This window comes from Nocardia cerradoensis NBRC 101014, from assembly GCF_000308535.1.
Classification (GTDB): domain Bacteria; phylum Actinomycetota; class Actinomycetes; order Mycobacteriales; family Mycobacteriaceae; genus Nocardia; species Nocardia cerradoensis.
The window spans coordinates 1-26,142 of record NZ_BAFW01000147.1; the positions used below are offsets into that span (position 1 = coordinate 1).

A 26,142-nucleotide genomic window follows, 5' to 3' on the forward strand; every position below is an offset into this window, starting at 1 on the left:
GAGGGCGGCGACATCGTCGCGCAGCCGCGCGGCGGTCTCGAAGTCCAGATCCGCTGCGGCGGACTGCATTCGGCGTTCCAGCTCGCGCACCATGCGGTCGGTGCGGCCGGACAGGAAGTCGCAGAAGTCCTCGGCGATGCGGCGGTGCTCCGCGGCGTCGACCCGGCCGATGCAGGGCGCCGAACATTTGTCGATGTACCCGAGCAGGCACGGACGCCCGATCTGCCTGTGGCGCTTGAACACTCCGGCCGAGCACGTTCGCACCGGGAACACCCGCAACAGCAGATCCACCGTCTCGCGGATGGCCCAGGCATGGGCGTACGGCCCGAAATACCGCACCCCCTTCTTGCGGGCACCCCGATAGACGAACACCCGCGGATACTCCTCGTTCATACTCACCGCGAGCATGGGGTAGGTCTTGTCGTCGCGGTAGCGCACGTTGAAGCGCGGATCGAATTCCTTGATCCAGTTGTACTCCAGCTGCAGCGCCTCGACCTCGGTGGAAACCACTGTCCACTCGACGCTCGCGGCGGTGGTCACCATCTGCCGGGTGCGCGGATGCAGCGAGGACACATCGGCGAAGTAGGAATTCAGGCGGCTGCGCAGACTCTTGGCCTTGCCGACATAGATCACCTGCCCGTAGGAATCCCGGAATTTGTAGACGCCGGGTTCGACGGGAATGGTGCCCGGTGCGGGGCGATAGGTCGCGGGATCTGCCACGCCACCAGGTTAACGACCGGCACCGACAGCGGATGACGCGCGGACCGTCGTCGTCATCGGTGCATCCGGTGGGCGCCGGCGAGGATCGCGTCGCAGAGTGCCTGCTCGGGTTCGGAGAGCCGGCTGTGCCGGCGCAGCAGCACGAACTCCAGCTCACCCAGTTCCGGCAGCTTCTCGTCCTCGACCGCGAAAAGCCCTGGCGGAAGCAGGGTTTCGGCGTGCGCAACGACTCCCAGGCCGGCCAGCACGGCGGCCCGCAGCCCGAGCTGGCTGTCGCTGACGCAGGCGATCCGCCAGGTCCGGCCCTCTCGCTCGAGTGCGCGCAGTGCCACGTGCCGGGTCAGGCTCGGCGGCGGATAGGTCACGACAGGAACCGGGTCGACGATGTCGCCGATGCCCGAGCGCCCGGCCCACACCAGCCGGTCGCGCCACAGCAGTTCCCCGTGCCGCTCGCCGGGCAGCCGCTTGGCCACCATCAGGTCCAGCTCGCCCGCCGCCATCCTCGTCTTGAGGTTCTCGCTGAGCCCGACGATCAGTTCCAGATCCACGCCCGGATGCGAGCGCTGGAATTCCAGCAGGACGTCGGGCAGTTCGCGGGCCACCAGGTCGTCGGAGGCGCCCAGCCGGATCAGGCCGGTGAGGCGGGAATCGGAGAAGTAGCGGTCGGCCTGAGCCTGTGCTTCCAGAATGCTGCGCGCGAAGCCGACCATCGCGGCCCCGTCAGCGGTCAGCGCCAGATTACGGGTGTCGCGGCGGATCAGTTCGCGGCCCGCGGCCTGCTCGAGCCGGGCGATATGCCCGCTGACGGTGGACTGACGCAGGCCGAGGATGCGGCCCGCCGCGGTGAACCCGCCGGCGCGTTCGACCGCCAGGAAGGTGCGCAGCAATTCCGGATCGAACACACTCATCACGATACTCGTTCATAGATATCGCTTCCATCGGCTTTGGCGATCAGTGGCTCGCACCGTACCGTGGCGAGGTGACATTGCTGGCCAAACTCCGTATCGACGGCTTCCTGCTGGGCTTGTTCGCGGCGATGGCGATCGGCCTGATCCTGCCCGCTCGCGGCGGCGCGGCCGACGTCCTGGAGTGGGTCACCAAGGTAGCGATCGCGGTGTTGTTCCTGCTGTACGGCACCCGGCTCGAACCCCGCGAGGCGCTGGCCGGCCTGCGGCACTGGCGGCTGCACACCACGGTGCTCACCGCGACCTATGTCCTGTTCCCGCTGCTCGGCCTGGCGATGCGGCTGCTGGTGCCCTCGGTGCTCAGCGACGAGCTCTACACGGGAATGCTGTACCTGTGCCTGCTGCCCTCGACGGTGCAGTCCTCGATCGCCTTCACCGCCATCGCGCGCGGCAATGTCGCGGCCGCGGTGGTCAGCGCGTCGGTGTCGAACCTGCTGGGCGTCTTCCTGACGCCACTGCTGGTGATGCTGCTGATGCAGACCACCGGTGACGCCACCGTCTCGCCGATGGCGATCGTGCAGATCGTGGTGCAGTTGCTGCTGCCGTTCATCGCCGGTCAGCTGCTGCGACCGAAGCTGCATCGGGTACTGGCGCACACCACCCTCACCAAGATCGTCGATCGCGGTTCGGTGTACCTGGTCGTCTACGCGGCCTTCAGCGCGGGCATGGTCGAACACGTCTGGCAGGGGCTGGCCGTGGGCCGCCTGCTGGCGGTCGTGGGTGTGGCGATCGTCCTGCTGGCGGTGGTGCTGGGCGTGACGGCGGGAGCGGCCCGGCTGCTCGGATTCGACCGGGCCGACCGCATCGTGGTGATCTTCTGCGGATCCAAGAAGAGTCTGGCCACCGGCCTGCCGATGGCGACGGTCCTGTTCGCCGGACATCCGGTCGGCCTGATCGTGTTGCCGCTCATGATCTTCCACCAGATCCAGCTGATCACCTGCGCCGCGCTCGCCGGGCGGTGGGGTCGCGCCGCGGACGAGGCCGAGGCGGCCCGCACAGCGGTCACCTCCCCCGACGCGGCGGTCCCGGACATCACCCCGGCTCCCCCACGCTGACCCCGGCCGGCACCGAAAGCCGTTCGCGGGCAGCCACTTCGACGGCCAGCGCCGCCGCCAGATCGCCGCGTTCGCCGACCACGACGGTCTCGAGCCCGAGCCACCCGGCCATCGCCGCCAACTGCCCGGCCAGTTCGTGAGCGATACGCGCGTGCGGCCGATCGGGTTCGGCGAACGCTCCGAGCACCTGCAGCCGGCCGGTCGCACGGTCCGCGCGCAGGTCCACCCGGCCGACGAGCTCACCGTCGAGCAGGAACGGAAAGACGTAATAGCCGTGCACCCGTTTGTGTTCCGGGGTGTAGATCTCGATCCGGTAGTGGAAATCGAAGAGTCGCTCGGTCCGGGGCCGGAAGAAGATCAGGGGGTCGAACGGGCACAACAGGGCAGCGCCGTCGACCCGCCGCGGGATTCGCGCCCCGGTACGCAGATAGGCCGGCTTGTCCCAGCCGTCCACCCGCACCGGCTCGAGTTCTCCGGCGTCGACCAGCTCGGCCAGCGCCGGTTCGCACTGGCGCCGATGCAGTCGGTAGTAGTCGCGCAGATCGGTCTCGGTAGCCACCCCCAACGCGTCGGCGGCCCGCAGGACCAGCTCACGCACCGCCTCCGCTTCGTCGACGCGGCGGCTCACGACCTCGGCTGGCAGCACGCGCTCGGTGAGGTCGTAGTGCCGCTGGAAGCCGACCCGCTTGTCCACCGAGAGCTCCCCGGTGGCGAACAACATCTCGCACACCACCTTGGTGTCGCTGTGGTTCCAGCCCCAATGATCCTTGCGCCGCGGGCGATTCAGCTCGAGCTGCCGTTCCACCTCCGCGGCGGTGCACGCACCGACCTGGTCGATCACGTTCAGCACACGTCCCGGCAGATCGGGATTCTCGTCGAGTACCCGGCGCGCCCCGCCCCAGCGGCCGTGCGCGTAACCGGTCATCCGCCACCGCAGCAGCGGCCAATCCTCCACCGGAATCAGCGCCGCCTCGTGTGCCCAGTACTCCACGAGCCGGCGCGGCCGCCGCGCACTGTGTTCCCATATCGCCTCGTCGAGCAGCGTGCGATCGTAGGCACCGATCCGGGCGAATACCGGCGCGTACTGCGCCCGTACCACCGCCGCGACCGAATCCAGTTGCAGCAGTTTGGTATTGCGGACGACGCCGAGCACGGTGCGGCGGCTCGCGCCCCCGGATCCGTCCGCGCGGTCGCGGGCGGCGGTGGCGAATCCCTGGGCGGCGAGTGCGGCCCGGCGGGCCGCGGCGGAGGTGATGGTGCGCACGCACCGAATCTGCCATGGCCCACCGACAGATATGCCGGAGCCGGGTTCGCGAGGGCTCGAATCTGCTACCTTGAACACGTTCGATACACGAATGTATCCAAATCGCCCCGAATGCGGAGGAGTGCCCGTGGCACCGTCACAACAGCCGGATGTCATCGTCGTCGGAGCCGGGCTGGCCGGACTGGTGGCCACCTACGAGCTGACGCGCGCCGGACGGCGGGTACTGGTACTCGACCAGGAGAATCGCAACAATCTCGGCGGGCAGGCGTTCTGGTCGCTGGGCGGATTGTTCCTCGTCGACAGCCCGGAACAGCGGCGCCTCGGCATCAAGGACTCCTTCGCGCTGGCCTGGCAGGACTGGCTGGGTTCGGCCGGATTCGATCGCGACGACGAGGACCACTGGGCTCGCCAGTGGGCGCGCGCCTACGTCGAGTTCGCCGCCGGGGAGAAGCGGCAGTACCTGCACGATCTCGGCTTGCGGGTGACTCCCCTGGTCGGCTGGGCCGAACGCGGCGGCGCCACCGCCGACGGGCACGGCAATTCGGTGCCGCGCTTCCATCTCACCTGGGGTACCGGGCCGGAGGTGCTGCGCGTCTTCCTGGAACCGGTCCTGGCCGCGGAGCAGCGCGGACTGGTCGAATTCGCGTTCCGGCACCGGGTCGACGATCTGATCGTCGAGCACGACGCGGTGGTCGGCGTGCGGGGCAGCGTCCTGGAACCGAGCGACCTGGATCGCGGCGTGGCCTCGTCGCGAACGACGGTGGGCGAGTTCGAATTCCGCGCACCGGCGGTGCTGGTGTCCTCCGGCGGCATCGGCCACAACCACGAGCTGATCCGCAAGAACTGGCCCACCGAACGGCTCGGCCCGTGCCCGCAGACCATGATCTCGGGCGTGCCCGCCCATGTCGACGGCCGCATGCTCGAGATCTCGGAATCGGCCGGCGGGCGCATCGTGAACCGCGACCGGATGTGGCACTACACCGAGGGCATTCACAACTGGGATCCGATCTGGCCCGATCACGCCATCCGCATCATTCCGGGACCGTCGTCGCTGTGGTTCGACGCGAACGGAAAGCGTTTGCCCGCACCGTGTTTCCCCGGTTTCGACACCAACGCCACGATGAAGGCGATCCTCGACACCGGCTACGACTACTCGTGGTTCGTGCTCACTCAGTCGATCATCGAGAAGGAGTTCGCGCTCTCGGGTTCCGAGCAGAATCCCGACATCACCGGCAAGGACCTCAAACTCACCCTCAAGAGCCGCGCGGCCAAGGGTGCTCCCGGCCCGGTCGAGGCGTTCAAACGGCACGGCGTGGACTTCGTCGTCGCCGACACCCTGCCGGAACTGGTGCGCGGCATGAACGAGATCGCGCGCGGCCCGCAACTGGAGGTCGCCGCGCTGGAACACCAGATCGTCGCCCGCGATCGCGAACTGGACAACAAGTACAGCAAGGACGCGCAGTTGATGGCGGTCGCCAACGCGCGGCGCTCACTCGGCGACAAACTGGGCCGGGTCGCTGCCCCGCACCGGATTCTCGATCCCGCACACGGTCCGCTGATCGCGGTGCGGCTGAACGTGCTGACCCGCAAGACGCTGGGCGGTCTGCAGACCAACCTCGACTCGCAGGTGATCCGCTCCGACGGCGACGCCTTCCCCGGCCTGTACGCCGCGGGTGAGGTCGCCGGTTTCGGCGGTGGTGGCGTGCACGGCTACAACGCGCTGGAGGGCACCTTCCTCGGCGGGTGCATCTTCTCCGGTCGCGCCGCCGGGCTCGCGCTGGCCCGGCTGCCGCGTTAGGGCCGCTCCAGGCTCTTCGCGCCGACGGTGCGGGTCAGGCTGAAGATCGGCAGGCCGATCACCAGATGTTCGATGGCGGTGGACACTCCCACCCAGATATCGCTGGACAGCGTCAGCGGGATGACCACCGCGGCCGCGATGAGGATCCCGACGATCCAGGCGAAGAACATGTCCGGTGACGGCGTGCCCAGATGCAGCAGGTACCAGAGCACGCCGGCGAGCAGGGCGCACAGGAACGCGACCACGGCGAACCAATAGCCCTGCTCGGCCATCGGGTTCCAGACGCCGAACTTGCCGCTCTCGGTGGCCCGGGTGGCGACGACGTCGATGATCCACGCGCACAGCCACGCCGCCAGCGCGGTGACGACCGCGGTGGCGAGCACCCCGCCCGCGAACATGCCCACGTTCACCTCGGGCCGCCGGGGCGCGGGCGGCGCTCCGGCCGGCGTCCGGTAGGGCTGGTAAGCGGGATCCTGCTGGTAGGCGGGTTCCTGATACCCGCCCGGCTGATAACCGCTTTCGTACCGCGTGGTGTGCTGCTCACGCGGATCCTGGGGATGCACCGCCGATCACCTCCGTCGAATGTGTGTGCCGAGTGTAGGGCCGTACCCGCCACTCGGCGCGCCTACGGCATACCCGGTGTCGCGTCGGCATACACCCGCCGCGGGTACGCGCCGGATCCAGGCGCCCGATCCGGCGCGGAAACGATCACGCCGGAAGCAAGCGTCTCTCGTAGTCCGCCGCCAGTGCCCGCAGCGCGGCGGCGCCGTCCCCGGCGAAGCTGGAGCCGTGCATCACCGCCAAGGTCGCCGGATTCAGCTCCGCCAATCCGTACAGGGCGGCCGGTACCGCCGGTCCCAGTGACGTCGCCCGGAAGACGTCCTCGGCGAAGACGGCGGGACCGACCACGTCGGATTCTGTGAGTGCGGGCCCGTCGCCGACCTGGGTCATGAGATCACCGCAGAACAGCACCCCCGTGGTCTCCTCGTAGAGCACCCGCGACTCCCAGTTGTGCGGTGCGTGCGGAGTGTCGATGTGGCGGACGCGCCGCTCGCCCAGTTCGATGACCTCCCCGTCGGCCAGCGGGCGCGGCGGGCGGTCGGCGAGATCGTCGAGCGAGACCTGACAACCGAGGATGCCGTGGGCCACCTGCGCATGCGGCGCGGCGGCGAGGAACAGGTTCATCGCCCCGCATTCGTCGGCCTCGACGTGGCCGAAGGTGATCCAGCGCAGCCGTTCGAGCGGCACGATCGCGTTGATCTGCTCGCTCACCAGTGGAAACAGCGCGCGCATGCCGCAGTGGAACAGCAGAGGCTCCTCGTCGACGACGAGAAATTGATTGAAGCTGAATCCGGTCGGACCGACCTCGGGCACGAAGGTGGATATCCGGTAGATCCGGTCGGCTATCTCATCGGTACGGGTCTGCATGATCTCGCTCCCATCCGGGCCTCGCGCGCCGGCGGGCTCACCTCCGGCGGCGCGGACCCGCTGTCTTCGAGTCGACCCCCGAATCAGATGTTATCCAGATCACACGGTGAGGTCGATAGGGCCGCCCGGCCGAGCGGCTCGCCAGCCGGCCGCCGATACGATCGCGATCATGAGCGACCGGCCGAAGGCACTGCTGTTCGACGTCCAGGGCACCGCCACCGATTTTCATTCCACCGTCGTCGCGGCGGCCGCGGCACTGCTCGGGCAGCGGTATCCCGGCCGGGACTGGTCCGCGTTCGTGAACGATTGGCGCGCAGCGTATTTCCGCGGTACCGCCGCGGTCGGCGACCATTGGGTCAGCGTCGATTCGATCTATCGCGCCGCACTCGACGACCTGCTCACCGAGCACGGTATGGAGGTGGCCTCCGACGTGCGCGCCGAACTGAATTCCGCATGGAAACGCCTGGACCCCTGGCCGGATGCCGTGCCGGGCCTGACCCGCCTGCGACGCCGCTATACGCTCGCGACGTTGTCGAACGCCGACGTCGACGCGGTCGTCAGCATCACCCGGCACTGCGATTTCCCGTGGCACGCCGTGTTCACGGCCGAGATGGCGGGTGCGCACAAGCCTGATCCCCGCACCTACCGCATGGCCGCGCGCTACCTCGGCGCCCAGCCGGGCGAGATCATGATGGTCGCGAGCCACAAGTACGACATCCGAGCCGCGGCCGCCCTCGGCTTCCGCACCGCCTTCGTCGCACGGCCGCTCGAATTCGGCGATCCGGCCCTGGCGGACACCGCGTTCAGCGACGAATTCGACCTCAATGCCACCGATTTCGAGGATCTGGCCGACCAACTGGGGTGCTGAACCGGCGAGCGCACTCGCCCATTCGACGATCGACGCGGGTCGGGGTCCGGAACCTATGCGTAGATTCCGGACCCCGCGCGCGTCGCGGAACTACCCCGCGGGCGCCGGCTCGGCAGGCGGAGCAGCTTCGCCCTCCGCCGATTCATCTGCGCCGGAAGCACTTCCGGCAACAGCCACCGGCTCTGCCGTGGTCCGCGCCCCGGCATCCGCTTCCGCCAGCGCCACGAGTTCCCGGCGCACGCGCAGGTCGTGTTCGGCGGCATCGGCGGCGGCCCGCTTCGGACTCCAGCGCCCGGCCATCAGGAACACGAACGGCAGGAACAGCACCTGGGCGATCAGGCAGATCCACCACCACTGCCGCCACTGCACCGGAGAATCGGCGGCCGCCTGTTTCACCTCGGGGCCGTGCGCGGCGACATAGGCCAGATCATCGGCCGGGACGGTGGCCACCGCCTGCAATTGCGATTGCGCGGTAACGAGTTTCGGGCCGACCGTGCTCGCGACCGCGAGCTGGTCACGCGGCACCTGCTGCGTCGCGGCCAGCCGCCCGGCTGCTTCGGCCGGGCTGATGCCGAACTTCGCCGCCACCTGACCGACCGCGGCACCCGCGGCCCGCGCATCGGTCGGATTCACCGCCAGCGCGCCGAGCGTCGCCGGATCCACCGCCTGCAATGTCGCCAATTCCTGCGGATAGCGCGCGTTCAACGCGATCGTGGCCTGGATGTCGGCGGGCGCCGCTCCGGTCAGCTTCGTCAGCGCGGCCATCTGAGCGGCCGGATCGGCGGGATTGGCACCGAGTTGCGTCATGGTCTGCGCGCCGACGGTCTGGATGGTCGCCAGCTGCGGTCCGTACTGCGCCTGGATCTCCTGCAGTCGCGGCCCGTTGTTGACCAGCGGCCCGGCCGCGTCGACCACCATCAGCAGACCGAACAGCGTGAAGGTCACCACCGTGCGCAGCACACCACCCCATACGGCCAGCCCGACCGCGGTCGCGGCCGGGTTGTGACGTTCCACGGTTTCGGTGAAGCTCGCCATCCAGGTGGCGTAGGCGATGCCGCCGCCGACCGCGATGACCGTCATCACCACCGCGAACGAGTAATAGCCGGTGTCGGGATGATCGGTGTAGCCGAGGAAGACGTACAGCCCGGCGATACTGATCAGCGCGCCCAGGATCATGAACGGTTTGCGCACCTTGAGGATGTCGGACACGATGCCGGTCACCACCAGCGCCACCGCGTTCGCGATCCAGTACCAGTTGCCCAGCGCATTGGCCTGCGCCGGTGTGAAACCGAAGTTCGTCGCCAGATAGACCGGCAGGAACGACACGATGGTGTAGAAGAATGCCAGGAAGATGCTGATGGCCAGGGCCGAGCCGACCACGTCGACGCGCATCATCTGACGCCACTGCCCGCGCTCGAGCGACTCGACGTCCAGCCCCTTGGCCCGCGCCTCGACCAGGGCCCGATCCCGCAGGCTCACCATCACCTGATCACGCAGGCGCGGACTCAGTTCGCGCAATCCGATCACCGCGACGACGGCGACCGCACAGCTGATCACACCGCACAGGCGGTAATGAAACTGCCAGTCCGGGTGACTGTCGAGGGTGCGGGCGGTGATCTCGCTGGTGACGAGTGCGCCTATCACCGGCCCCAGGGTCCAGAAGCCCATCGCCGAGGCGCGACCCAGCTGCGGCGAGAAGTCCCGGATCAACGCCGGGGTGGCCACCAGCACCGCACCCTCGACCACGCTCACCACGCAGTAGACGACGAGATAGGCCACCTTCGTGGTCGTCGCCGGCAGTGCGAACAGGGTGAGCAGCGAACAGATCACCACCCCGTAGGCCACGATGTTGGCGCGTCCCCAGCGATCGAGCAGGCCCGCCGCCACCGAGGCCGCGGCGCCGAAGGCCGCGCCGATGATGAAGATCCACACGAAATAGGCGAAGGAGAGGTGGAAGTAGGCGATCAGCTGATTTCCGACCGCGCCCGCCACGAAGAGCTGGTAGTACAGCACGATCGAGGTGATCACCACGAGCGTCAGATACCAGGAGCGGGCGGGGGTATCGGGATAGTGCGGTAGTTTTCGCCGCCACAATCCGGTGAGCAGGGTGGGAGCGGCTGCTGTCGAGGTCGAGCTCATGGTCGAGATGCCTTTCTGACCACGGCATCTCGTCGCGGGAGGATCTCTTGTGATTCCGCACGAGCACCGGGTGGGAAAAGGGTAGCGACCAATCGTGATCCACATCACTTTTCGCGCAACTCGATCGAACCGACCGATCTGATTGCGGGGCACATACCGACCGGTCGACGGTTGCCGAATATTCGCAGACCGGTTTGTGCAATCCTCGACCTATCAGCTTGTCTGAGGAGTTTGCTACCGTGGGCCCATGGTCGACTCCCCCATCCTGCAGGTGGACGCCGTAGATTTCGTGCGCAACCGCAATCCGATCCTGTCCGCGGTGTCGCTGACTGTGCGCGCCGGCGAGCATTGGGCGCTACTGGGCCCCAACGGCGCCGGCAAGACGACACTGCTGAAGATGCTCGGCGCCTTCGAACACCCCACGCACGGCAGCGTGCACGTCCTCGGCCATCGGCTGGGCCGGGTGGATATGCGCGAATTGCGCACGGCCATCGGCCATGTCGACCCGCGGCACGCTCCGCCCTACCCCCTCACCGCACACGAGGTGGTCCTGACCGGGCTGACCGGTACCGCCGATATCAAGCAGCGCTGGTCACCGACGCCCGAAGACGATGCCGAGGCGGATCGGCTCATCGAACTCATGGGGCTGACCCATCGCCGCGACGCCCGCTGGCCGACGCTGTCGCAAGGCGAGCGCGGACGCGCCCTCATCGCCCGGGCGCTGATCGCCGAGCCGCGCCTGCTCCTGCTCGACGAACCGGCCACCGGCCTGGACGTCGGCGGCAGGGAACAGCTCATCGACCGGATCGATCTGCTGCAGGCCACCCATCCCGAACTGGCGTCGGTCCTGGTCACCCATCACCTCGAGGAATTACCGCCGGGAACCACCCATGTGCTCCTGCTGCGCGCGGGACGCTGCGTGGCGAGCGGACCCGTGGACGAGGTGCTGACGAGCGGCAACATCAGCACCTGTTTCGACCATCCGATCCGGCTGACCCGCACCGACGACGGGCGTTGGCAGGTGCGGGCGGAGCGCAGCGTACGCACCTGAGCACGAATCTTGTCATTGACAAGATTCGTGGAACATGCGATGTTGGGCAGGCGTCAGCATTCCCTCGCCTCGTCGAAAGTTCTCTGCCATGCCCACCCTGCCCTGGGTCACCGTCGAGCGGCCCACCACCGATACCGTGCAGATCATGGCCTCGCGGCTCGAAGTCCGGTCACTGCGGCACGTGCCCGGCTTCCTTGCGACCTCGATCGTGCTGCGACGCCAGGCCCGCCGCTCCCCCGGCGCCCTCGGCATCGCCCTGAAGGCCGACCTCACCCGGCGCACGTTCTGGACCTTGTCGGCCTGGACCGATCAGGAGGCGATCGGCGCCTACGCCCGCACCGATCCGCATGCCTCGGCCATCGTGCGCGCCCGCGCGGTGATGCGCGAATCGACGTTCGTGTTCTGGTCCGTCCCCGCCGCCGAGCTGCCGATCGACTGGTCCGAGGCGCGACGTCGCATCGCGGAGGAACGCGAGAAGCGAAGCAGCACAACCGTTCTCTGAGACGACCGCCGACCGGCCGGATCAGTCGTCGACCGGGACCGATTCCGAACGCCTGGCCGGCTGCTCGTCCTCGGGTGGTTCCCGCAGCCGCGCCACCTCCAGGACCCGCGAGCGGGCCGCGAACCAGCCGACGATCAGCGCCGGGATCAGAATCACCAGACTCGCCACCGTCCAGGTGCCGACCGGGTGATCGAAGGCCATCAGCACCAGCATCGCGGCCAGGAAGACCAAGGTCGCGATGCCGGTGTACGGGGCGCCGAACATGCGGAACGCGGGACGTTCCAGCTCACCACGCCGCCAGCGCCGCCACAGCGCCAGCTGGCACAGCACGATCGTCGCCCAGGAGGACAGGATGCCCAGCGACGCGATGTTGAGCACGATCTCGAAGGCGCGCGCCGGCACGATGTAGTTGAGCCAGATACCGATCAGAGCGATCAGGCTCGTCAGCACGATGCCGCCGTAGGGCACACCGCGGCTGTTCATCCGGGCGGTGAATCGCGGGGCGCTGCCGTTGACCGCCATCGAGCGCAGGATGCGTCCGGTGGAGTACAGGCCGGCGTTGAGACTCGAGAACGCGGCGGTGAGCACGACCAGATTCATCACCGAACCGGCATGCGGGACACCCAATTTCGTGAAGAAGGTGACGAACGGGCTCTCGTCGGCGTGGTAGGCGGTGTAGGGCAGCAGCAGAGCCAGCAGGATCAGCGAGCCGACATAGAACACGGCGATACGCAGGATCACCGAGTTGATGGCGCGCGGCATGATCTGCTGCGGATTCTCGGTCTCGCCCGCGGCGGTGCCGACCATCTCCACCGCGGCGTAGGCGAACACCACTCCCGAGGCGACCGTGACCAGCGGCAGCACCCCGGTCGGGAACCAGCCACCGGACTGCGCGACCAACCCGAAACCCGTTGCGGCCCCGTCGACCCGGAATCGCCCGCCGAGGAAGACGACGCCGATGATCAGGAACGACACCAGCGCGACGACCTTGATCAGCGCCGCCCAGAACTCGAGTTCACCGAACCATTTGACCGAGACCAGATTCACGCTCAACACCAGGCACAACGCGATCAGCGCCAGCACCCACTGCGGGATCGCACCGAACGCGCCCCAGTAGTGCAGATAGGTGGCGATCGCGGTGGTGTCGACGATGCCCGTCATGGACCAGTTCAGGAAGTAGGTCCAGCCGGCGATGAAAGCCGCCTTCTCCCCGTAGAACTCGCGCGCGTAGGAGACGAACGACCCCGACGAAGGCCGGTGCAGTACCAGTTCGCCCAATGCCCGCAGGATGAAGAAGACGAAGACACCGCAGACGGCGTACACCAGGAACAGTCCCGGCCCCGCGTGCGCCAGCCTCCCGCCGGCGCCGAGGAACAGGCCGGTGCCGATGGCGCCGCCGATCGCGATCATCTGCAACTGCCGCGGCTTGAGGCTCTTGTGATAGCCGCTGTCCTCCGCGGACAGGTGCGTCTGTGCTGGTATCTCGCTCATCGGTGGGGTGATCCCTTGGTCGAGGTCGGGGCGGCTCGACGTTACCCGGTGTGGGAATGATGCCCGGCGTGGTGGGGCCGGTGCGCGTTAAAGTGCCTGCATGAGGCGCACGCGAGCGATTCTGGCCGGCGCGAGCGCCGCCCTGCTGCTGACCACCGGACTGCTCACGGGCTGCTCGTCCACCACCTCCGAGGCCGGCCGAAGCTGTGTCGAGGGCCCGGACGGCACCCCGATCACGGCGGCGGCGGGACCGGTGCCGAATGCGACGAATCTGGCCACCAACCCCGAGATCGCCACCGGATACCGCAGCGATATGACCCCGGTACGCACCCACACCTTCGCGGTCTCCACCGCGAACCCGCTGGCCACCCACGCCGCCTGCGAGGTCCTGGCCGACGGCGGCACCGCGGCCGACGCGCTGATCGCCGCGCAGACGGTACTGGGCCTGGTCGAACCGCAGGCCTCGGGCATCGGCGGTGGCGCATTCCTGCTCTATTACGACGCCGCGGCCGGATCGGTCGACGCCTACGACGGTCGCGAGGTCGCCCCCGCCGCCGCGACCGAGAACTATCTGCGCTGGGTCAGTGACACCGATCAGTCGATGCCGCAACCGAATACCCGCGCCAGCGGACGGTCGATCGGCGTGCCGGGCGTGCTGCGACTGCTCGAGGCGGCCCATCGCGACCACGGCAAGCAGTCCTGGCGCGACCTGTTCGGTCCCGCGATTTCGCTGGCGGACAACGGTTTCGACATCAGCGCCCGGATGGCGAGCCAGATCGCGCAGTCGGCCCCGGACCTGGCCCGGGACGCGAATGCCAAGCAGTACTTCCTGCAGCCGGACGGTTCCCCCAAACCGCGCGGATTCCACCTCGCCAATCCGGCCATGGCGAAGACGTTGAGTGCCATCGCCTCCGACGGCCCCGACGCCTTCTACACCGGAGCGGTCGCCCGCGACATCGTCGACGCCACCGCGACCACCAGCGGCGGCCGCACCCCGGGGCAGATCTCGCTGGACGATCTCGCGCGGTATCAGGCGAAGAAACGCACCGCCCTGTGCACCGACTACCGCAGCCACCGGATCTGCGGGATGCCCAATCCGTCCTCGGGCGGTATCACCGTCGCCGCGACCCTCGGGATTCTGGAGAATTTCGACCTCACCGGCCTGTCCCCGGACCGTCTCGACCGCAACGGCGGCGTCCCGAAAGCCGAAGCGGTGCATCTGATCTCGGAGGCGGAACGGCTCGCCTACGCCGACCGCGACAAGTACATCGCCGATCCCGATTTCGTTCCGCTGCCCGGCGGCTCACCCGCCGCGCTGGTGAACAAGGACTATCTGAAGCAGCGGGCCGCGCTCATCGACCCGAACCATTCCATGGGCACCGCGCAGCCGGGTGACTTCGGTCCGGTCCCGCTCGGCACCGGCGTGCAGCAACCCGAGCACGGCACCAGCCATATCTCCGTGGTGGACCGGTACGGCAACGCGGCGACCATGACCACCACCGTCGAATCGGCGTTCGGATCGTTCCATCTGGTCGACGGATTCGTCCTGAACAACCAGCTCACCGACTTCAGTGCCCAACCGGCCGATGCCGCCGGTGTGCCGCTGGCCAACCGGGTCCAGCCCGGGAAGCGGCCGCGCAGTTCGATGAGCCCCACCCTGGTCTTCGATCGGACGCCGGACGGGTCCCGCGGTCAACTGGTCGACGTCGCCGGGTCTCCCGGCGGTTCGGTCATCATCCAGTTCGTGGTGAAAGCCTTGGTGGGCCTGCTGGATTGGCACCTGGATCCGCAGCAGGCGGTCTCGCAGGTGGCCTTCGGCGCGGCGAACACGCCGGTGACCGGGGTGGGCGGGGAACATCCCGCGATCGACGCCACCGACAACGGCGCCCACGATCCGCTGGTGCAGAAACTGCGCGAGTTGGGGCATCAGGTCTCGGTCGACCCGCAGTCCAGCGGGCTCAGCGCCCTGCAGCGCGAGAGCGGCGGCTGGATCGGCGGAGCGGATCCCCGCCGGGAGGGCATCGTCCTCGGCGACGCCCGCTGACCGGTCAGTCCTGCTGCGCGGCGGTGTATTTCGCGCCGAGTTCGCGGAAGCGATCCATCGCCCGGGCGGCGTGATCCTTGTCGTTGACGCGGATCGCCAGCATCGGGACGTATTCGTCACCGGCCAATTCCAGTCGCGCCCAGGCCTTCTTGTCCGGAATCGCGACGCCGCGAATATCGGCCCAGCGGAACTCGTTGTCGCCCAGGATGTTGCGCACGACGACCCCCTGCGGTCCGACGCGCACCCGCGGCCGGGTCAGCAGCAGCACGGCACCGGCCAGCAACAATCCGAAGCAGATGATCGCCACCTGGTCGGCGCCGCGGAAGTTCACCCCGGTCGTCGAATGGCTCGACAACACCCCGGCCAGGATGAACAACACCGCGATCACGGCCGCCACGATGCGTGCGGTGCGCACCGCCCGGCGCGGACGTACCTCGAGATCCCACTGCGGCGCGTCCGCGGCCGGGGGCTGCGGACCGCGTTTGAACAGGTGCACGACCGGCGGCATCGGCTCAGGCTTCTCGGCGCAGGGCGCGCAGGGTCAGCGCGGCATCCAGGGCCGCCGCACTCGCCTGCTCACCCTTGTTCTCGGCCGAATCCGGCAGGCCCGCGCGGTCGAGGGCCTGCTCCTCGGTGTTCACCGTGAGTACCCCGTTGGTGACCGGCGTGCCCTCGTCCAGCGACACGCGCGTCAGCCCGGCCGTCACCGCATCGCAGACGTATTCGAAATGCGGTGTCCCCCCGCGGATCACGACACCCAGCGCCACGACCGCGTCGTGCGTGCGCGCCAGCGCCTGCGCGACCACCGGCAACTCCATCGCCCCGGCGCAGCGCACCACCGTGATCTGCTCGACGCCCGCTTCCCGGGCCACCCGCTCGGCATTGGCGAGCAACGTATCGCAGATGGTGGTGTGCCACCGCGAGGCGACGATGCCGACCCGCAGATCCTTCGCGTCCGCCAGCGCGAACTCCGGTACACCCGTACCGCTCATCGACCGATACCCCTTTTCACGAATTTCCGACTACTGCGCGGTCTCGCCGAGGTCCAGGTCGTCCAGGCCGACCAGGTCGTGGCCCATCCGGTCGCGCTTGGTACGCAGATACCGCAGATTCTCGGCATTGGCCCGCACCGGCATCGGCACCCGTTCGGTGATGCTCAAGCCGTAGCCGTCCAGGCCGACCCGCTTGGCCGGATTGTTGGTGAGCAGCCGCATCGACTTGATCCCGAGATCGACCAGGATCTGCGCCCCGGTGCCGTAGTCGCGGGCATCGGCGGGCAGGCCCAGTTCGATATTCGCGTCCACGGTGTCGTGCCCGGAATCCTGCAGCTGATAGGCCTGCAGTTTGTGCATCAGGCCGATGCCGCGCCCCTCGTGCCCGCGCATGTAGAGCACCACACCGCGTCCCTCGGCGGCGACCATCTCCATCGCGGCATCCAGCTGCGGCCCGCAATCGCAGCGCAGCGAGCCGAACACATCACCGGTGAGGCATTCCGAGTGCACACGCACCAGCACGTCGTCACCGGAGTCGACACTCAGATCGCCGCGCACCAGCGCCACATGTTCGACGTCGTCGTAGATGCTCTTGTAGCCGACGGCCTTGAATTCGCCGTACTTGGTGGGGATGCGCGCCTCGGCGATCCGCTCCACCTGCTTCTCGTGCTTGCGGCGCCACGCGATCATGTCGGCGATCGAGATCAGCGCGAGTTCGTGCTCGTCGGCGAAGATCCGCAGCTCTTCGGTGCGGGCCATATCGCCCTCGTTCTTCTGGCTGACGATCTCGCAGATCACACCGGCCGGGCTCAGGCCGGCCATCCGGGACAGATCCACGGCCGCCTCGGTGTGGCCCGGGCGCCGCAGCACCCCGCCGTCCTTGGCGCGCAACGGCACGACATGGCCGGGCCGGGTGAACTCGTCGGCGCGCGAGGCCGGATCGGCCAGCAGGCGCATGGTCGTCGCGCGGTCGGCGGCGGAGATGCCGGTGCTGATGCCCTCGCGCGCGTCCACCGACACCGTGTAGGCGGTGCCGTGCTTGTCCTGGTTCATCGAATACATCGGCGGCAGGCCCAGCCGATCGCAGTCCGCACCGGTCAACGGCACACAGATGTAGCCGGAGGTGTATCGGATCATGAAAGCCACCAGCTCGGGGGTCGCCTTCTCCGCGGCGAAGATGAGGTCGCCCTCGTTCTCCCGGCCCTCGTCGTCGACGACGACGACCGCCTTACCGGCGGCGATATCGGCGACTGCGCGCTCGATGGTGTCGAACCTGGTCACGTCTGCTGTGCTCCACTTCGGATTAGGTGCGACTCGAGCCTACTGGGTCGGGTCGCCGGTACGACGTCGCGGTTGCTCCGGTCAGCCACGCTGCTGGAGTCGCTCGACGTATTTGGCGATGACGTCGACCTCCAGGTTCACCGTGGTGCCGGCGGGCACGGCGCCGAGGGTGGTGAGTTCGCGGGTGGTGGGGATCAACGAGACCTCGAACCAGTCGCGGTGCCCGGGTTCGCCGGCCTCGTCGACGCCGAGGCCCGAGACGGTCAGCGAGATGCCGTCCACGGTGATCGACCCCTTCTCGACCACGTAGCGAGCCAGACTGTCGGGCAACGAGATCCGCACGACCTCCCAGTTGTCGGACGGGGTGCGCGACAGGATGACCCCGGTGCCGTCGACGTGGCCCTGCACGATGTGGCCGCCGAGCCGGCTGTTCACCGCCGCGGCGCGCTCCAGGTTCACCTTCGACCCGATGTCGAGTTTGCCGATGCCGGAGCGATTGAGCGTCTCCCCCATCACGTCGGTGGTGAAGCTGTCGCCGTCGACCACGTCGACCACGGTCAGGCAGACGCCGTTGACCGCGATGGAGTCGCCGTGACGGGCATCGGAGGTTACGGTCGCGCCGCGAATCGTGAGCCTGGCCGCGTCCGCGGACCGCTCGGCGGCGACGATCTCGCCCAGCTCCTCGACGATGCCTGTGAACATCCGTATCTCCTGTCAGCCCGGCGCCCACCGCGTCGGGGCGTCCGCTAGCGCAAACGGTGCCGGCGGCCCGGGGTATTCCCCGCGGGCCGCAGTGTCATCAGCGTAACGACGCGCTGTAGCAGAGCACATCCGGCCGTCCTACCGACCGGTCGTGGCCGGACATTCGAGACTTTCGGACCGGAAAAGCGCGCCGAACCGGGCGCCATACCGGAGACGCGCCGAGCGGGCCTATCGACTCCCCGCGCGACGGCCGTATCGCCGAATGCCGAAAAGGAATAGCGGGCCAATTTCAGGAATAGGGAATCGAATTGCGGTTTTCACCGGTCGAATATTTGGCTTCTACCGGCTCGGATAGCGACCGAATTCAATTTGTTACCCACGTGACTGCGAATTCAACCCCAACGCTTGCACCAGGGCGAATTCGGTAGCAATATTGTTATGCAGTTGATTCCAACGGTTCATTGGACAACAACCTCATGGGGGTGCGGCGTGACCACGGTGATCGATACGTCTCTCACGGATCGTTGCGAGCGGTATCGCCGCGTCTTTCATCTGCCCGCGTCGGTGGACGACGCATCGCGGCACATCGTGCTCGAGATCGGGCAGCAGTTCGGCGCGGTCACCATGCCGGCCGATGTGGGTGAGCGGGTCCTGCGCCAGCTCACCCAGTCCGGACTGGTCACTCCCGTGGTGCACCATCCGCGGGCGCGGCGCTGGACCTTCATCACCGGCCCGTCGTGCTCCGCCGGTGTCAGCACATCCGTTGCGGCCGAACTGTTCCGGCTGTACACGACGGTCGCGTGCACCGGCAGTCACGTGGTGCTGCCCTCCGCCGAGGACGAACGGACCGGCTATCGGATCTGGGTGCAGACTCCCGACCATCTCGAGGCGGTCGTCCCCATGGTCGCGGTCGTGGAGGCCGCCCGGCTCAGCGCCGCGCCGCCTGCTCCTCGATAACCTTCTCGCGCAAGGCTTCCACGGTCGCGGCCGGATCATCCGTTCCGTACACCGCGGAACCGGCGACGAAGCAGTCCACACCGGCCTCGGCGGCGGCTTCGATGGTGTCCATATTGATGCCGCCGTCGATTTCGACGACCAGACGCAATTCACCGCTGTCGACGAGCCGGCGGACCGCACGCGCCTTCTCCAGCACGTGCGGAATGAACGACTGACCGCCGAATCCGGGCTCGACACTCATCACCAGCAGCGTGTCGAAATCGCGCAGAATTTCCAGGTACGGCTCGATGGGAGTATTCGGTTTCACCGACAATCCGGCCTTGGCGCCGGCGGCGCGGATATCCCGGGCCACCCCGACCGGATCGTCGGTCGCTTCCGCGTGGAAGGTCACGTTGTAGGCACCGGCCTCCGCGTACGGGGGCGCCCAGCGGGCCGGATCCTCGATCATCAGATGGCAGTCCAGCGGGATGTCGGTGGTCTTCAGCAGACTCTGCACCACCGGCAGGCCGAGGGTCAGGTTCGGTACGAAGTGGTTGTCCATCACATCGACGTGCAGCCAGTCCGCTCCCTCGACGGCGCGCACCTCCTCCGCCAGACGAGCGAAATCAGCGGACAGGATGGACGGCGCGATCATCGGCGACGGCCGGTGAAAGTGGGAATTCGAGAGGGACACAGCGCGTGAGTGTACTGGGTCGATCACACCGGTTTTCGGCACTGTCGGCGATTGCGCGACGCGAAGTTGGGTAGCCTTCGTAGGGTGATCAACATGTCGGCTGAAGAGGGACTGCGCAGCACACCCGTCGAAATCGGAGTGGCGGCCACCGTGTCGCAACTGCCCATCGTGCGCGGATTGGCCGAAACACTGGTCCTGCTCAGCGATTTCACACTCGACGAGGTCGCCGACATCCGGCTGGCCGTCGACGAGGCGTGCTCGACACTGATCGAACTCGCCGTTCCGGGCAGCACGCTGCAGTGCCGCTTCACCGTCGGCGACAACGATCTCCTCGTCCGCGTGGCCGGGATCGCGGCCACCTCGAAACTGCCCGACCAGCGCAGCTTCGGCTGGCATGTGCTGCGGACGCTCACCGACGGCATCGACGTCGCGCAGGAACCCTTCGATTCGGCGATTTCCGGATACCCGACGGTGGTCGAATTTCGCCGGGTCCGGGGGAAGGCGTAGTGGCCGACGAGAACAACGTGTTCGAGGCCGAGGACGCCGAGAACACCGCGGGTACGGCCGCGAGCGGATCCCCTGACGACACCGGCGCCGAGGACGGCGAGGGCCGCGCGGACGGCGAGGCCACCCCGGACGACGAGGAGGACGGTGACGAGGTCGCCGAGGTCACCGGTTCGGTCTCCGGATACGACGATGTGAATCTGCTGTTCCAGGCACTGTCGGAGGCCGGTGACGACCGCCGCGCCGAACTGCGCGACGAGTTGATCAACCGCTGTATTCCGTTGGCGGACCACATCGCGCGCAAATTCAGCGGCCGCGGCGAACCGTTCGACGACCTGACGCAGGTGGCTCGGGTCGGGCTGGTCCACGCCGTCGACCGTTTCGACGTCTCGCGCGGCTCGAATTTCCTGTCCTTCGCGGTGCCCACCATCATGGGCGAGGTCCGGCGCTACTTCCGCGACAACACCTGGGCGATGCGAGTTCCCCGGCGGGTCAAGGAAACTCATCTGCGCATCGGTTCCGCGATCGACACGCTCTCGCAGTCGCTGGGCCGCTCCCCGACCGCCAAGGAAATCGCCGCCGAACTCGACATCCATCCCGACGAGGTGACCCAGGCCGTCATCGCGGGCAACGCGTACCAGCCCAGTTCCATCGACGCGGTGTCGGTGGGCCGCGACACCGAGGCCTCGCTGCTGGACACCCTCGGCGAGGAGGAGTCGCAGTTCGACCGGGTCGAGGAGTATGTGGCGATCCGGCCGCTGCTCGCGGGCCTGCCCGAACGGGAACGACGGATCCTCACCATGCGCTTCTTCGAATCGATGACGCAGACCCAGATCGCGCAGCGGATGGGGATATCGCAGATGCACGTCTCCCGCATTCTCGCGAAAACCCTTGCGCGGCTCAGGGAGCAGAGCGCCCGCGAGTGACGCGGTGCGCTACGCCGGATCGGGTGTAGCCGGTGTCGCGGCGCGCTGGGCGTGCACGATGGCGGACACGAGTTGCCCGGCCGGGCCGCCGAGTTTGCGCGGTGGACGCCACACCGCGCGCAGGGTGCGCCGCAGATCCAGGCCCGCGACGGTGACCGCGCGCAGTTCGCCACGCTCGAGCGGGTCGCCGACCGCCAGCGTGCTCAGCACCGCGGGCCCCACGCCGCCGAGCACGCTGGTGCGGATGGCCGCGGCGCTGCCGAGTTCCAGAAGTGGTTCGGCGCGCGGATATTCGGCCAGCGCGACGTCGAGGGTGCTGCGGGTGCCGGATCCGGGTTCGCGCACCACCAGCGGTGTCGCGGCCAGTTCGGCGACGGTGAGCGGTGCGCGGCGGCGTGCCCAGGGATGCCCGGGATCGACCACGACGAGCAGTCGATCGTGCGCGACGGTCACATGCGGCAACCCGTCGGGCACGTCCGGCGATTCGACGAATCCCAGATCGCATTCCCCCGCCACCAGCCGGTCGCACACCTGGCGCGAATTGTGGACCTGCAGATGGACTTTCACATCCGGATGACCGCGGCGGAACGTGCCGAGCCACCCCGGTAGCAGACATTCCGCGACCGTCATGCTGGCGGCGATGGTGAGTTCGGCCTCCTGATCGGTACGCAGTGCGGCGGCGGCGTCGAGTAGCCGGTCCAGATCCGCCAGCACCTCGCGCGCCCAGTGCACGACGACGGTTCCCGCGGGGGTCAGCGTGGACCCGCGCGGTGAGCGGCGCAGCAGGGCCAAGCCCAGCCGATGCTCCCACTGGCGCACCGCACGGCTGGCGTTCGGCTGCGCCATGCCGATCGAGCGTGCGGCCGCGCCGAGACTGCCGTGGTCGTCGATGGCGACCAGCAGCTCGAGGAAACCCAGGTCGGGGCGCACGTCGGCCATACCGCAATCATATGCGTTGAGCCCGATACATATCACGGGGATATGAGTGCGATGCCGTTTCGGCCGCTACCGGACCGCACCGATTCACGAGACCGTTGTCGTCATGACAAGTCTGGATTCCTCGCGAGCGGCCGAGAGCGCCGACGACGTGCCCGGCACCACCGAGCCGGGCGCGGCCGACCGCACCGGTGATACCGACAAGCTCGCGGCCGGTTCGCAGCGATTCGAATCCTCCCGCACGCATTCCTCGGCCGGCACGCTCCGACGGTCGCGAGCCCGGCTCGGGCGACGCGGAGTCGGTGCCGGGCGCTCGGGGGCCGCCGGCGGGGCGGATATCGTCCCCGGGTTGACCCTGACGGTCGCGATCACCGCGCTCGTGCTGGGTATCGCCCAGTTCACGCCCACGGTCAGCCCGCTGCTGCTGGCGATCGTCGTCGGGGCGGTGCTCGCCAATTGCGTGCCGTTGCCGCAGCGAGTGCAGCCGGGGCTGCAGTTCTCGGCGAAGCGGCTGCTGCGCGTCGGCGTCGCGCTGCTCGGCCTGCAACTGACATTCGCCGACATTCTCGGGCTCGGGCCCGCCGTGATCGCGGTGGTCGTGGCGATCGTCGCCCTCGGCATCGGCGGCACGATGGTCATGGGCCGGCTGCTGGGATTGAGCTGGACGCAGCGACTGCTGATCGCATGCGGATTCTCCATCTGCGGTGCGGCCGCCGCGGCGGCGGTGGACGGCGTGGTCGACGCCGAAGACGAGGAAGTACTGACCGCGATCGCGCTCGTGGTCGTGTTCGGCACGATCATGATCGGCGTGCTGCCCCTGCTGTCGGGCGCTCTGGGCCTCGACGATCGCACCGCCGGGATCTGGGCCGGTGGGTCCGTGCACGAGGTGGCTCAGGTCGTCGCGACCGGCGGCGCGATCGGAGGCGCCGCGCTGACCGTCGCGGTCGTGGTGAAACTGGCGCGGGTGGTGTTGCTGGCACCGGTGCTGGCGGTGATCGGCTGGCAGGTCCGGCGGCGCGAGGACACCGCGCCCGGCACCCGCAGGCCGCCCCTGATCCCGCTGTTCGTCGTCGCCTTCCTGGCCTGCGCCGCACTGCGCACCACCGGACTCCTGCCCGAATCGGTGCTCGGCATGGCCAAACTGCTCCAGACCGCGCTGCTCACCGCCGCCATGTTCGCCCTGGGCGCGGGCGTCCGCCTGGCCGCCCTGCGCCGCGTCGGGCCGCGCCCGCTGATCCTGGCGTTCCTGTCGACCGTGTGGGTGGCCGGCATCGCCCTCATCGGTGCGGTTCTGGCCGGCTGAGCGATGTCAGAGCGGTTTGCGCAGAGCGGCCATGAACATGGCGTCGGTGCCGTGCCGGTGGGGCCACAGTTGGGCGGCGGGACCGTCACCGGTGTCGGTGACTCCCGGCAGCAACGCGTGGGTGTCGAGTTGTTCGGCGTCGCGGCGGCGGACGAAATCGGAGACGACCGAGACGGTTTCGGCCAGGTGCGGGGAACAGGTGGAGTACACCACCACACCGCCCGGGCGCAGCAGATCCCATGCGGCGGTGAGCAATTGGCTCTGCAGCGTGGTCAGGTCACGCACATCGGCCGGGGTGCGCCGCCACCTCGCCTCCGGGCGTCTGCGCAGCGCGCCCAGCCCGGTGCACGGCGCGTCGACCAGGATGCGGTCGTAGCCGGGTTCCAGCCCGGAGTCGCGACCGTCGACCACATGGACGGTGACCGGGAGGCCGCGCGTCGCCTTGCGCACCAGATCGGCCCGGTGTTCGGCGGGTTCGACGGCGTCGACCCGATACCGATCGATATCGGCCAGGGCGCCGAGCAGCGCGGTCTTACCGCCCGGGCCGGCGCACAGATCGAGCCAGCGCCCGCCGTCCTCGCCCAGCAGCGGCGCTCGGGTCAGCGACAACGCGACGAGCTGGCTGCCCTCGTCCTGCACCGCGGCCATTCCCTCGCGCACCGCTTCCAGCTGCCCCGGATCGCCGCTGTCCAGATACACCGCATACGGTGACCAGCGGCCCTCCTCACCACCACTGACCAGGGCCAATTCCTCGGCGGTGATATCGCCGGGCCGCGCCACCAGATGCACGATCGGGCGTTCGTCGTCGGCGGCGAGCAGATCGCGCAGCTCCCCCGCCCGCGCACCGAGCGCGTCGGCGAAGGCCTGCGCGATCCAGACCGGATGCCCGAATTCGAATGCCATGCGGCCGATCGGATCCGCGGGCGCCAGATCCTCGACCCACTGCTCCGGTGCGCGGGCCGCGGCCCGGCGCAGCACCGCGTTCACGAAACCGGCTTTGCCGCTGCCGGATTCGGTGCGCACCAGATCGACCGACGTATCCACCGCGGCGTGTGATCCCACTCGGGTCCGCAGCAGTTGATAGACGCCCAAGCGCAGGACATCGAGCAGCGGGCCGTCGATCTCCGCGATCGGACGTCCCGCGCATTCGGCGATCACCGCATCGAGGACGCCCATCGCGCGGCAGGAGCCGTAGGCGAGTTCGGTCGCGAACGCCGCGTCGCGCCCGGACAATCCGTATTCGCGCAACAGGACAGGTAACACGAGGTTCGCGTACGCGTCGCGCTCACGCACCGCTCGCAACACATCGCGGGCGACCAGCCTTGGAGCGTCACCTACCACACCGCGTCGTCCCTGAATCCGGTCTGCGGAGCGACCGGCCCGGCGCACATCACCGTCCGCCCGACGGGAATCCGCGCCGCGCGGCGAATCGTCGCCGCGGGAATCCCGACGCGGCCCGCGCCGCGGGTCGGCACCCCGCGACGGTTTTCCGGTGCCCTCGCGCCGCGCAGAACCCGCGCCTGCCGCAGGTCGCGACGACTTCTGCTGCCCCACGGCAGGTTTCCCAGCCGACCCAGGGCCATCGGAGGCTCGTTTCGAGGTGTCATCGCCGGGTGCGGCATCGTGGCCTCGTCCCGATCCGGCGTCGGCGCGCCCGGCACTGCGAGCACCACTCTCGCCGGAGCGTCGCGCCCGGTCCTGCGACGAATCGAGCCCCGCGCGCCGACGGGCCCGAGTGGCATCACCGTCCCGGCCGCCCGAACCCGGCTTCGCGTCGCCGCGATGCCGAGATCCGTTGTCCGCCCGGCCTTTTCCACGGCCCGTATCGCTCGTTTTCCGGCCGTCGCGGTCGGGTCGTTCGCCTTCTCGACGTGGGCCGGTCACTCGACCACCGCACCGGGCTGCAGGCGGGCGCCGCGGGCCCAGTCCAGGGCGGCCATCATCCGTTTGCCCTGGGGTTGCACCTGATCCAAGCGCACGGCCGTGGTGGCGGTGCCGATGTAGACGCCGGATTTGCGCACCTCGATCACCCGCTCGGGCAGCTGGTCCTCGACCAGTTCGACCGGCCCGAGTTTCAGTCGCTTACCGTCGATCTGGGTCCACGCGCCCGGCGCCGGAGTGACGGCGCGAATCCGGCGGCCGACCGCCAGCGCCGGTTGATCCCAGCGGATGTGGCCCTCGTCGGCCTCTACCTTGGGCGCATAGGAAATGCCCTCACCGGATTGCGGCACGGCCTGTACGGTGCCGTCCTCGATGCCGTCGAGGGTGGATTCGAGCAGCTGCGCACCGGAGATCGACAGCCGCTCCAACAGGGATCCGGCGGTGTCGGTGATGCCGATGCGTTCGGTGACCACGCCGTAGACCGGCCCCGTGTCCAAGCCCTCCTCGATACGGAAGGTCGAGGCGCCGGTGATTTCGTCGCCGGCCAGGACCGCCGCCTGCACCGGCGCCGCGCCGCGCCACGCGGGCAGCAGCGAGAAATGCAGATTGACCCAGCCGTGCCGCGGGATGTCGAGCACCACCCGCGGCAGCAGCGCGCCGTA

The 26,142-nt window shown here is 68.6% G+C and carries 26 protein-coding genes; 10 read left to right on the top strand and 16 right to left on the bottom strand.

The annotated features are described in order from the left end of the window. On the bottom strand, nucleotides 1-720 hold a 720-nt coding region (uvrC, locus tag ON23_RS16015; RefSeq protein WP_039779140.1), incomplete at its 3' end, for an excinuclease ABC subunit UvrC. Between the two features lie 53 nt (nucleotides 721-773). Further along, the gene (locus ON23_RS16020) at nucleotides 774-1,628 is read right to left on the bottom strand and encodes a LysR family transcriptional regulator (protein WP_039779141.1); all 855 of its coding nucleotides are present in this window, start codon (nucleotides 1,626-1,628) and stop codon (nucleotides 774-776) included. A gap of 71 nt (nucleotides 1,629-1,699) precedes the next feature. On the opposite strand from ON23_RS16020, the gene ON23_RS16025 reads away from it, so the two are divergent. Continuing rightward, a complete protein-coding gene (locus ON23_RS16025; protein WP_051042756.1) occupies nucleotides 1,700-2,740 on the top strand; it encodes a bile acid:sodium symporter family protein in 1,041 nt (346 codons plus the stop codon). Here ON23_RS16025 and ON23_RS16030 read toward each other — a convergent pair. Then, entirely contained in the window at nucleotides 2,718-4,004 is a 1,287-nt protein-coding gene (locus ON23_RS16030) for a winged helix-turn-helix domain-containing protein (RefSeq protein WP_039779142.1), read from the bottom strand. The two genes, ON23_RS16025 and ON23_RS16030, sit on opposite strands and share 23 nt — an antisense overlap. A 91-nt stretch (nucleotides 4,005-4,095) precedes the next feature. On the opposite strand from ON23_RS16030, the gene ON23_RS16035 reads away from it, so the two are divergent. Beyond that, the gene (locus tag ON23_RS16035) at nucleotides 4,096-5,802 is read left to right on the top strand and encodes an FAD-binding dehydrogenase (RefSeq protein WP_051042757.1); all 1,707 of its coding nucleotides are present in this window, start codon (nucleotides 4,096-4,098) and stop codon (nucleotides 5,800-5,802) included. Here ON23_RS16035 and ON23_RS16040 read toward each other — a convergent pair. Together ON23_RS16040 and ON23_RS16045 are read right to left on the bottom strand one after the other, a co-directional pair. Further along, the gene (locus tag ON23_RS16040; protein WP_039779144.1) at nucleotides 5,799-6,365 is read right to left on the bottom strand and encodes a hypothetical protein; all 567 of its coding nucleotides are present in this window, start codon (nucleotides 6,363-6,365) and stop codon (nucleotides 5,799-5,801) included. The two genes, ON23_RS16035 and ON23_RS16040, sit on opposite strands and share 4 nt — an antisense overlap. Before the next feature lie 145 nt (nucleotides 6,366-6,510). Continuing rightward, nucleotides 6,511-7,230, bottom strand: coding sequence for an MBL fold metallo-hydrolase (locus ON23_RS16045; protein WP_039779145.1), 720 nt, complete (start codon nucleotides 7,228-7,230; stop codon nucleotides 6,511-6,513). 169 nt (nucleotides 7,231-7,399) lie between these two features. Here ON23_RS16045 and ON23_RS16050 point away from each other — a divergent pair, with 169 nt between their 5' ends. Beyond that, nucleotides 7,400-8,098 (top strand): haloacid dehalogenase type II, encoded by a 699-nt coding sequence (locus ON23_RS16050; protein ID WP_039779146.1) that lies wholly within the window; start codon nucleotides 7,400-7,402, stop codon nucleotides 8,096-8,098. A gap of 90 nt (nucleotides 8,099-8,188) precedes the next feature. Here the strand turns inward: ON23_RS16050 and ON23_RS16055 are convergent, their stop codons facing one another. Then, complete coding sequence (locus ON23_RS16055; protein ID WP_083904003.1) at nucleotides 8,189-10,237, bottom strand: MFS transporter; 2,049 nt, start codon at nucleotides 10,235-10,237, stop codon at nucleotides 8,189-8,191. 247 nt (nucleotides 10,238-10,484) lie between these two features. Here ON23_RS16055 and ON23_RS16060 point away from each other — a divergent pair, with 247 nt between their 5' ends. Together ON23_RS16060 and ON23_RS16065 are read left to right on the top strand one after the other, a co-directional pair. Beyond that, a complete protein-coding gene (locus ON23_RS16060) occupies nucleotides 10,485-11,288 on the top strand; it encodes an ABC transporter ATP-binding protein (RefSeq protein ID WP_039779148.1) in 804 nt (267 codons plus the stop codon). 88 nt (nucleotides 11,289-11,376) lie between these two features. Further along, nucleotides 11,377-11,790 (top strand): DUF3291 domain-containing protein, encoded by a 414-nt coding sequence (locus tag ON23_RS16065; protein ID WP_039779151.1) that lies wholly within the window; start codon nucleotides 11,377-11,379, stop codon nucleotides 11,788-11,790. Between the two features lie 21 nt (nucleotides 11,791-11,811). Here ON23_RS16065 and ON23_RS16070 read toward each other — a convergent pair whose 3' ends face one another. Next, complete coding sequence (locus ON23_RS16070) at nucleotides 11,812-13,281, bottom strand: amino acid permease (protein WP_039779152.1); 1,470 nt, start codon at nucleotides 13,279-13,281, stop codon at nucleotides 11,812-11,814. Nucleotides 13,282-13,381: 100 nt separating this feature from the next. On the opposite strand from ON23_RS16070, the gene ggt reads away from it, so the two are divergent. Further along, the gene (gene ggt / locus ON23_RS16075; RefSeq protein WP_039779153.1) at nucleotides 13,382-15,325 is read left to right on the top strand and encodes a gamma-glutamyltransferase; all 1,944 of its coding nucleotides are present in this window, start codon (nucleotides 13,382-13,384) and stop codon (nucleotides 15,323-15,325) included. A gap of 4 nt (nucleotides 15,326-15,329) precedes the next feature. Here the strand turns inward: ggt and ON23_RS16080 are convergent, their stop codons facing one another. The 4 genes from ON23_RS16080 to ON23_RS16095 all read right to left on the bottom strand — a co-directional run bounded on the left by ON23_RS16080 (nucleotide 15,330) and on the right by ON23_RS16095 (nucleotide 18,300). After that, entirely contained in the window at nucleotides 15,330-15,833 is a 504-nt protein-coding gene (locus tag ON23_RS16080) for a PH domain-containing protein (RefSeq protein WP_051042758.1), read from the bottom strand. 4 nt (nucleotides 15,834-15,837) lie between these two features. After that, nucleotides 15,838-16,317, bottom strand: coding sequence for a 6,7-dimethyl-8-ribityllumazine synthase (ribH, locus tag ON23_RS16085; RefSeq protein WP_036502603.1), 480 nt, complete (start codon nucleotides 16,315-16,317; stop codon nucleotides 15,838-15,840). Nucleotides 16,318-16,347: 30 nt separating this feature from the next. Then, nucleotides 16,348-17,598: a bifunctional 3,4-dihydroxy-2-butanone-4-phosphate synthase/GTP cyclohydrolase II gene (locus ON23_RS16090; protein WP_036502604.1), complete on the bottom strand. Its 1,251-nt coding sequence runs from the start codon at nucleotides 17,596-17,598 to the stop codon at nucleotides 16,348-16,350. Nucleotides 17,599-17,679: 81 nt separating this feature from the next. Then, a complete protein-coding gene (locus ON23_RS16095; RefSeq protein WP_039779154.1) occupies nucleotides 17,680-18,300 on the bottom strand; it encodes a riboflavin synthase in 621 nt (206 codons plus the stop codon). A gap of 489 nt (nucleotides 18,301-18,789) precedes the next feature. Between ON23_RS16095 and ON23_RS16100 the strand changes: the two genes are divergently transcribed. After that, nucleotides 18,790-19,257, top strand: coding sequence for a hypothetical protein (locus tag ON23_RS16100; protein WP_039779156.1), 468 nt, complete (start codon nucleotides 18,790-18,792; stop codon nucleotides 19,255-19,257). Here the strand turns inward: ON23_RS16100 and rpe are convergent. Continuing rightward, entirely contained in the window at nucleotides 19,229-19,891 is a 663-nt protein-coding gene (gene rpe, locus ON23_RS16105; protein WP_039779158.1) for a ribulose-phosphate 3-epimerase, read from the bottom strand. The two genes, ON23_RS16100 and rpe, sit on opposite strands and share 29 nt — an antisense overlap. A 123-nt stretch (nucleotides 19,892-20,014) precedes the next feature. On the opposite strand from rpe, the gene ON23_RS16110 reads away from it, so the two are divergent. Next, complete coding sequence (locus ON23_RS16110; protein ID WP_036502614.1) at nucleotides 20,015-20,437, top strand: ATP-binding protein; 423 nt, start codon at nucleotides 20,015-20,017, stop codon at nucleotides 20,435-20,437. Further along, entirely contained in the window at nucleotides 20,437-21,360 is a 924-nt protein-coding gene (locus ON23_RS16115; RefSeq protein WP_083904005.1) for an RNA polymerase sigma factor SigF, read from the top strand. Before ON23_RS16110 ends, ON23_RS16115 begins: the two co-directional genes overlap by 1 nt. A 9-nt stretch (nucleotides 21,361-21,369) precedes the next feature. Here the strand turns inward: ON23_RS16115 and ON23_RS16120 are convergent, their stop codons facing one another. Continuing rightward, nucleotides 21,370-22,299: a LysR family transcriptional regulator gene (locus tag ON23_RS16120; RefSeq protein WP_039779160.1), complete on the bottom strand. Its 930-nt coding sequence runs from the start codon at nucleotides 22,297-22,299 to the stop codon at nucleotides 21,370-21,372. 103 nt (nucleotides 22,300-22,402) lie between these two features. On the opposite strand from ON23_RS16120, the gene ON23_RS16125 reads away from it, so the two are divergent. Next, on the top strand, nucleotides 22,403-23,599 hold the full coding sequence (locus tag ON23_RS16125; protein WP_083904006.1) for a YeiH family protein: 1,197 nt from the start codon (nucleotides 22,403-22,405) through the stop codon (nucleotides 23,597-23,599). Nucleotides 23,600-23,605: 6 nt separating this feature from the next. Here ON23_RS16125 and ON23_RS16130 read toward each other — a convergent pair whose 3' ends face one another. From ON23_RS16130 to ON23_RS16140, 3 genes are all read right to left on the bottom strand, one after another. Further along, nucleotides 23,606-24,940 carry an RsmB/NOP family class I SAM-dependent RNA methyltransferase gene (locus ON23_RS16130; RefSeq protein ID WP_373282193.1) on the bottom strand — a complete coding sequence of 445 codons (1,335 nt, stop codon included), beginning with the start codon at nucleotides 24,938-24,940 and terminating at the stop codon, nucleotides 23,606-23,608. Beyond that, the gene (locus ON23_RS38480; RefSeq protein WP_167331862.1) at nucleotides 24,934-25,182 is read right to left on the bottom strand and encodes a hypothetical protein; all 249 of its coding nucleotides are present in this window, start codon (nucleotides 25,180-25,182) and stop codon (nucleotides 24,934-24,936) included. The genes ON23_RS16130 and ON23_RS38480 overlap by 7 nt, the downstream gene beginning before the upstream one ends. Nucleotides 25,183-25,479: 297 nt before the next feature. Then, nucleotides 25,480-26,142, bottom strand: a 663-nt coding sequence (locus tag ON23_RS16140; protein WP_039779164.1) for a methionyl-tRNA formyltransferase, incomplete at its 5' end; no start/stop codon positions are given.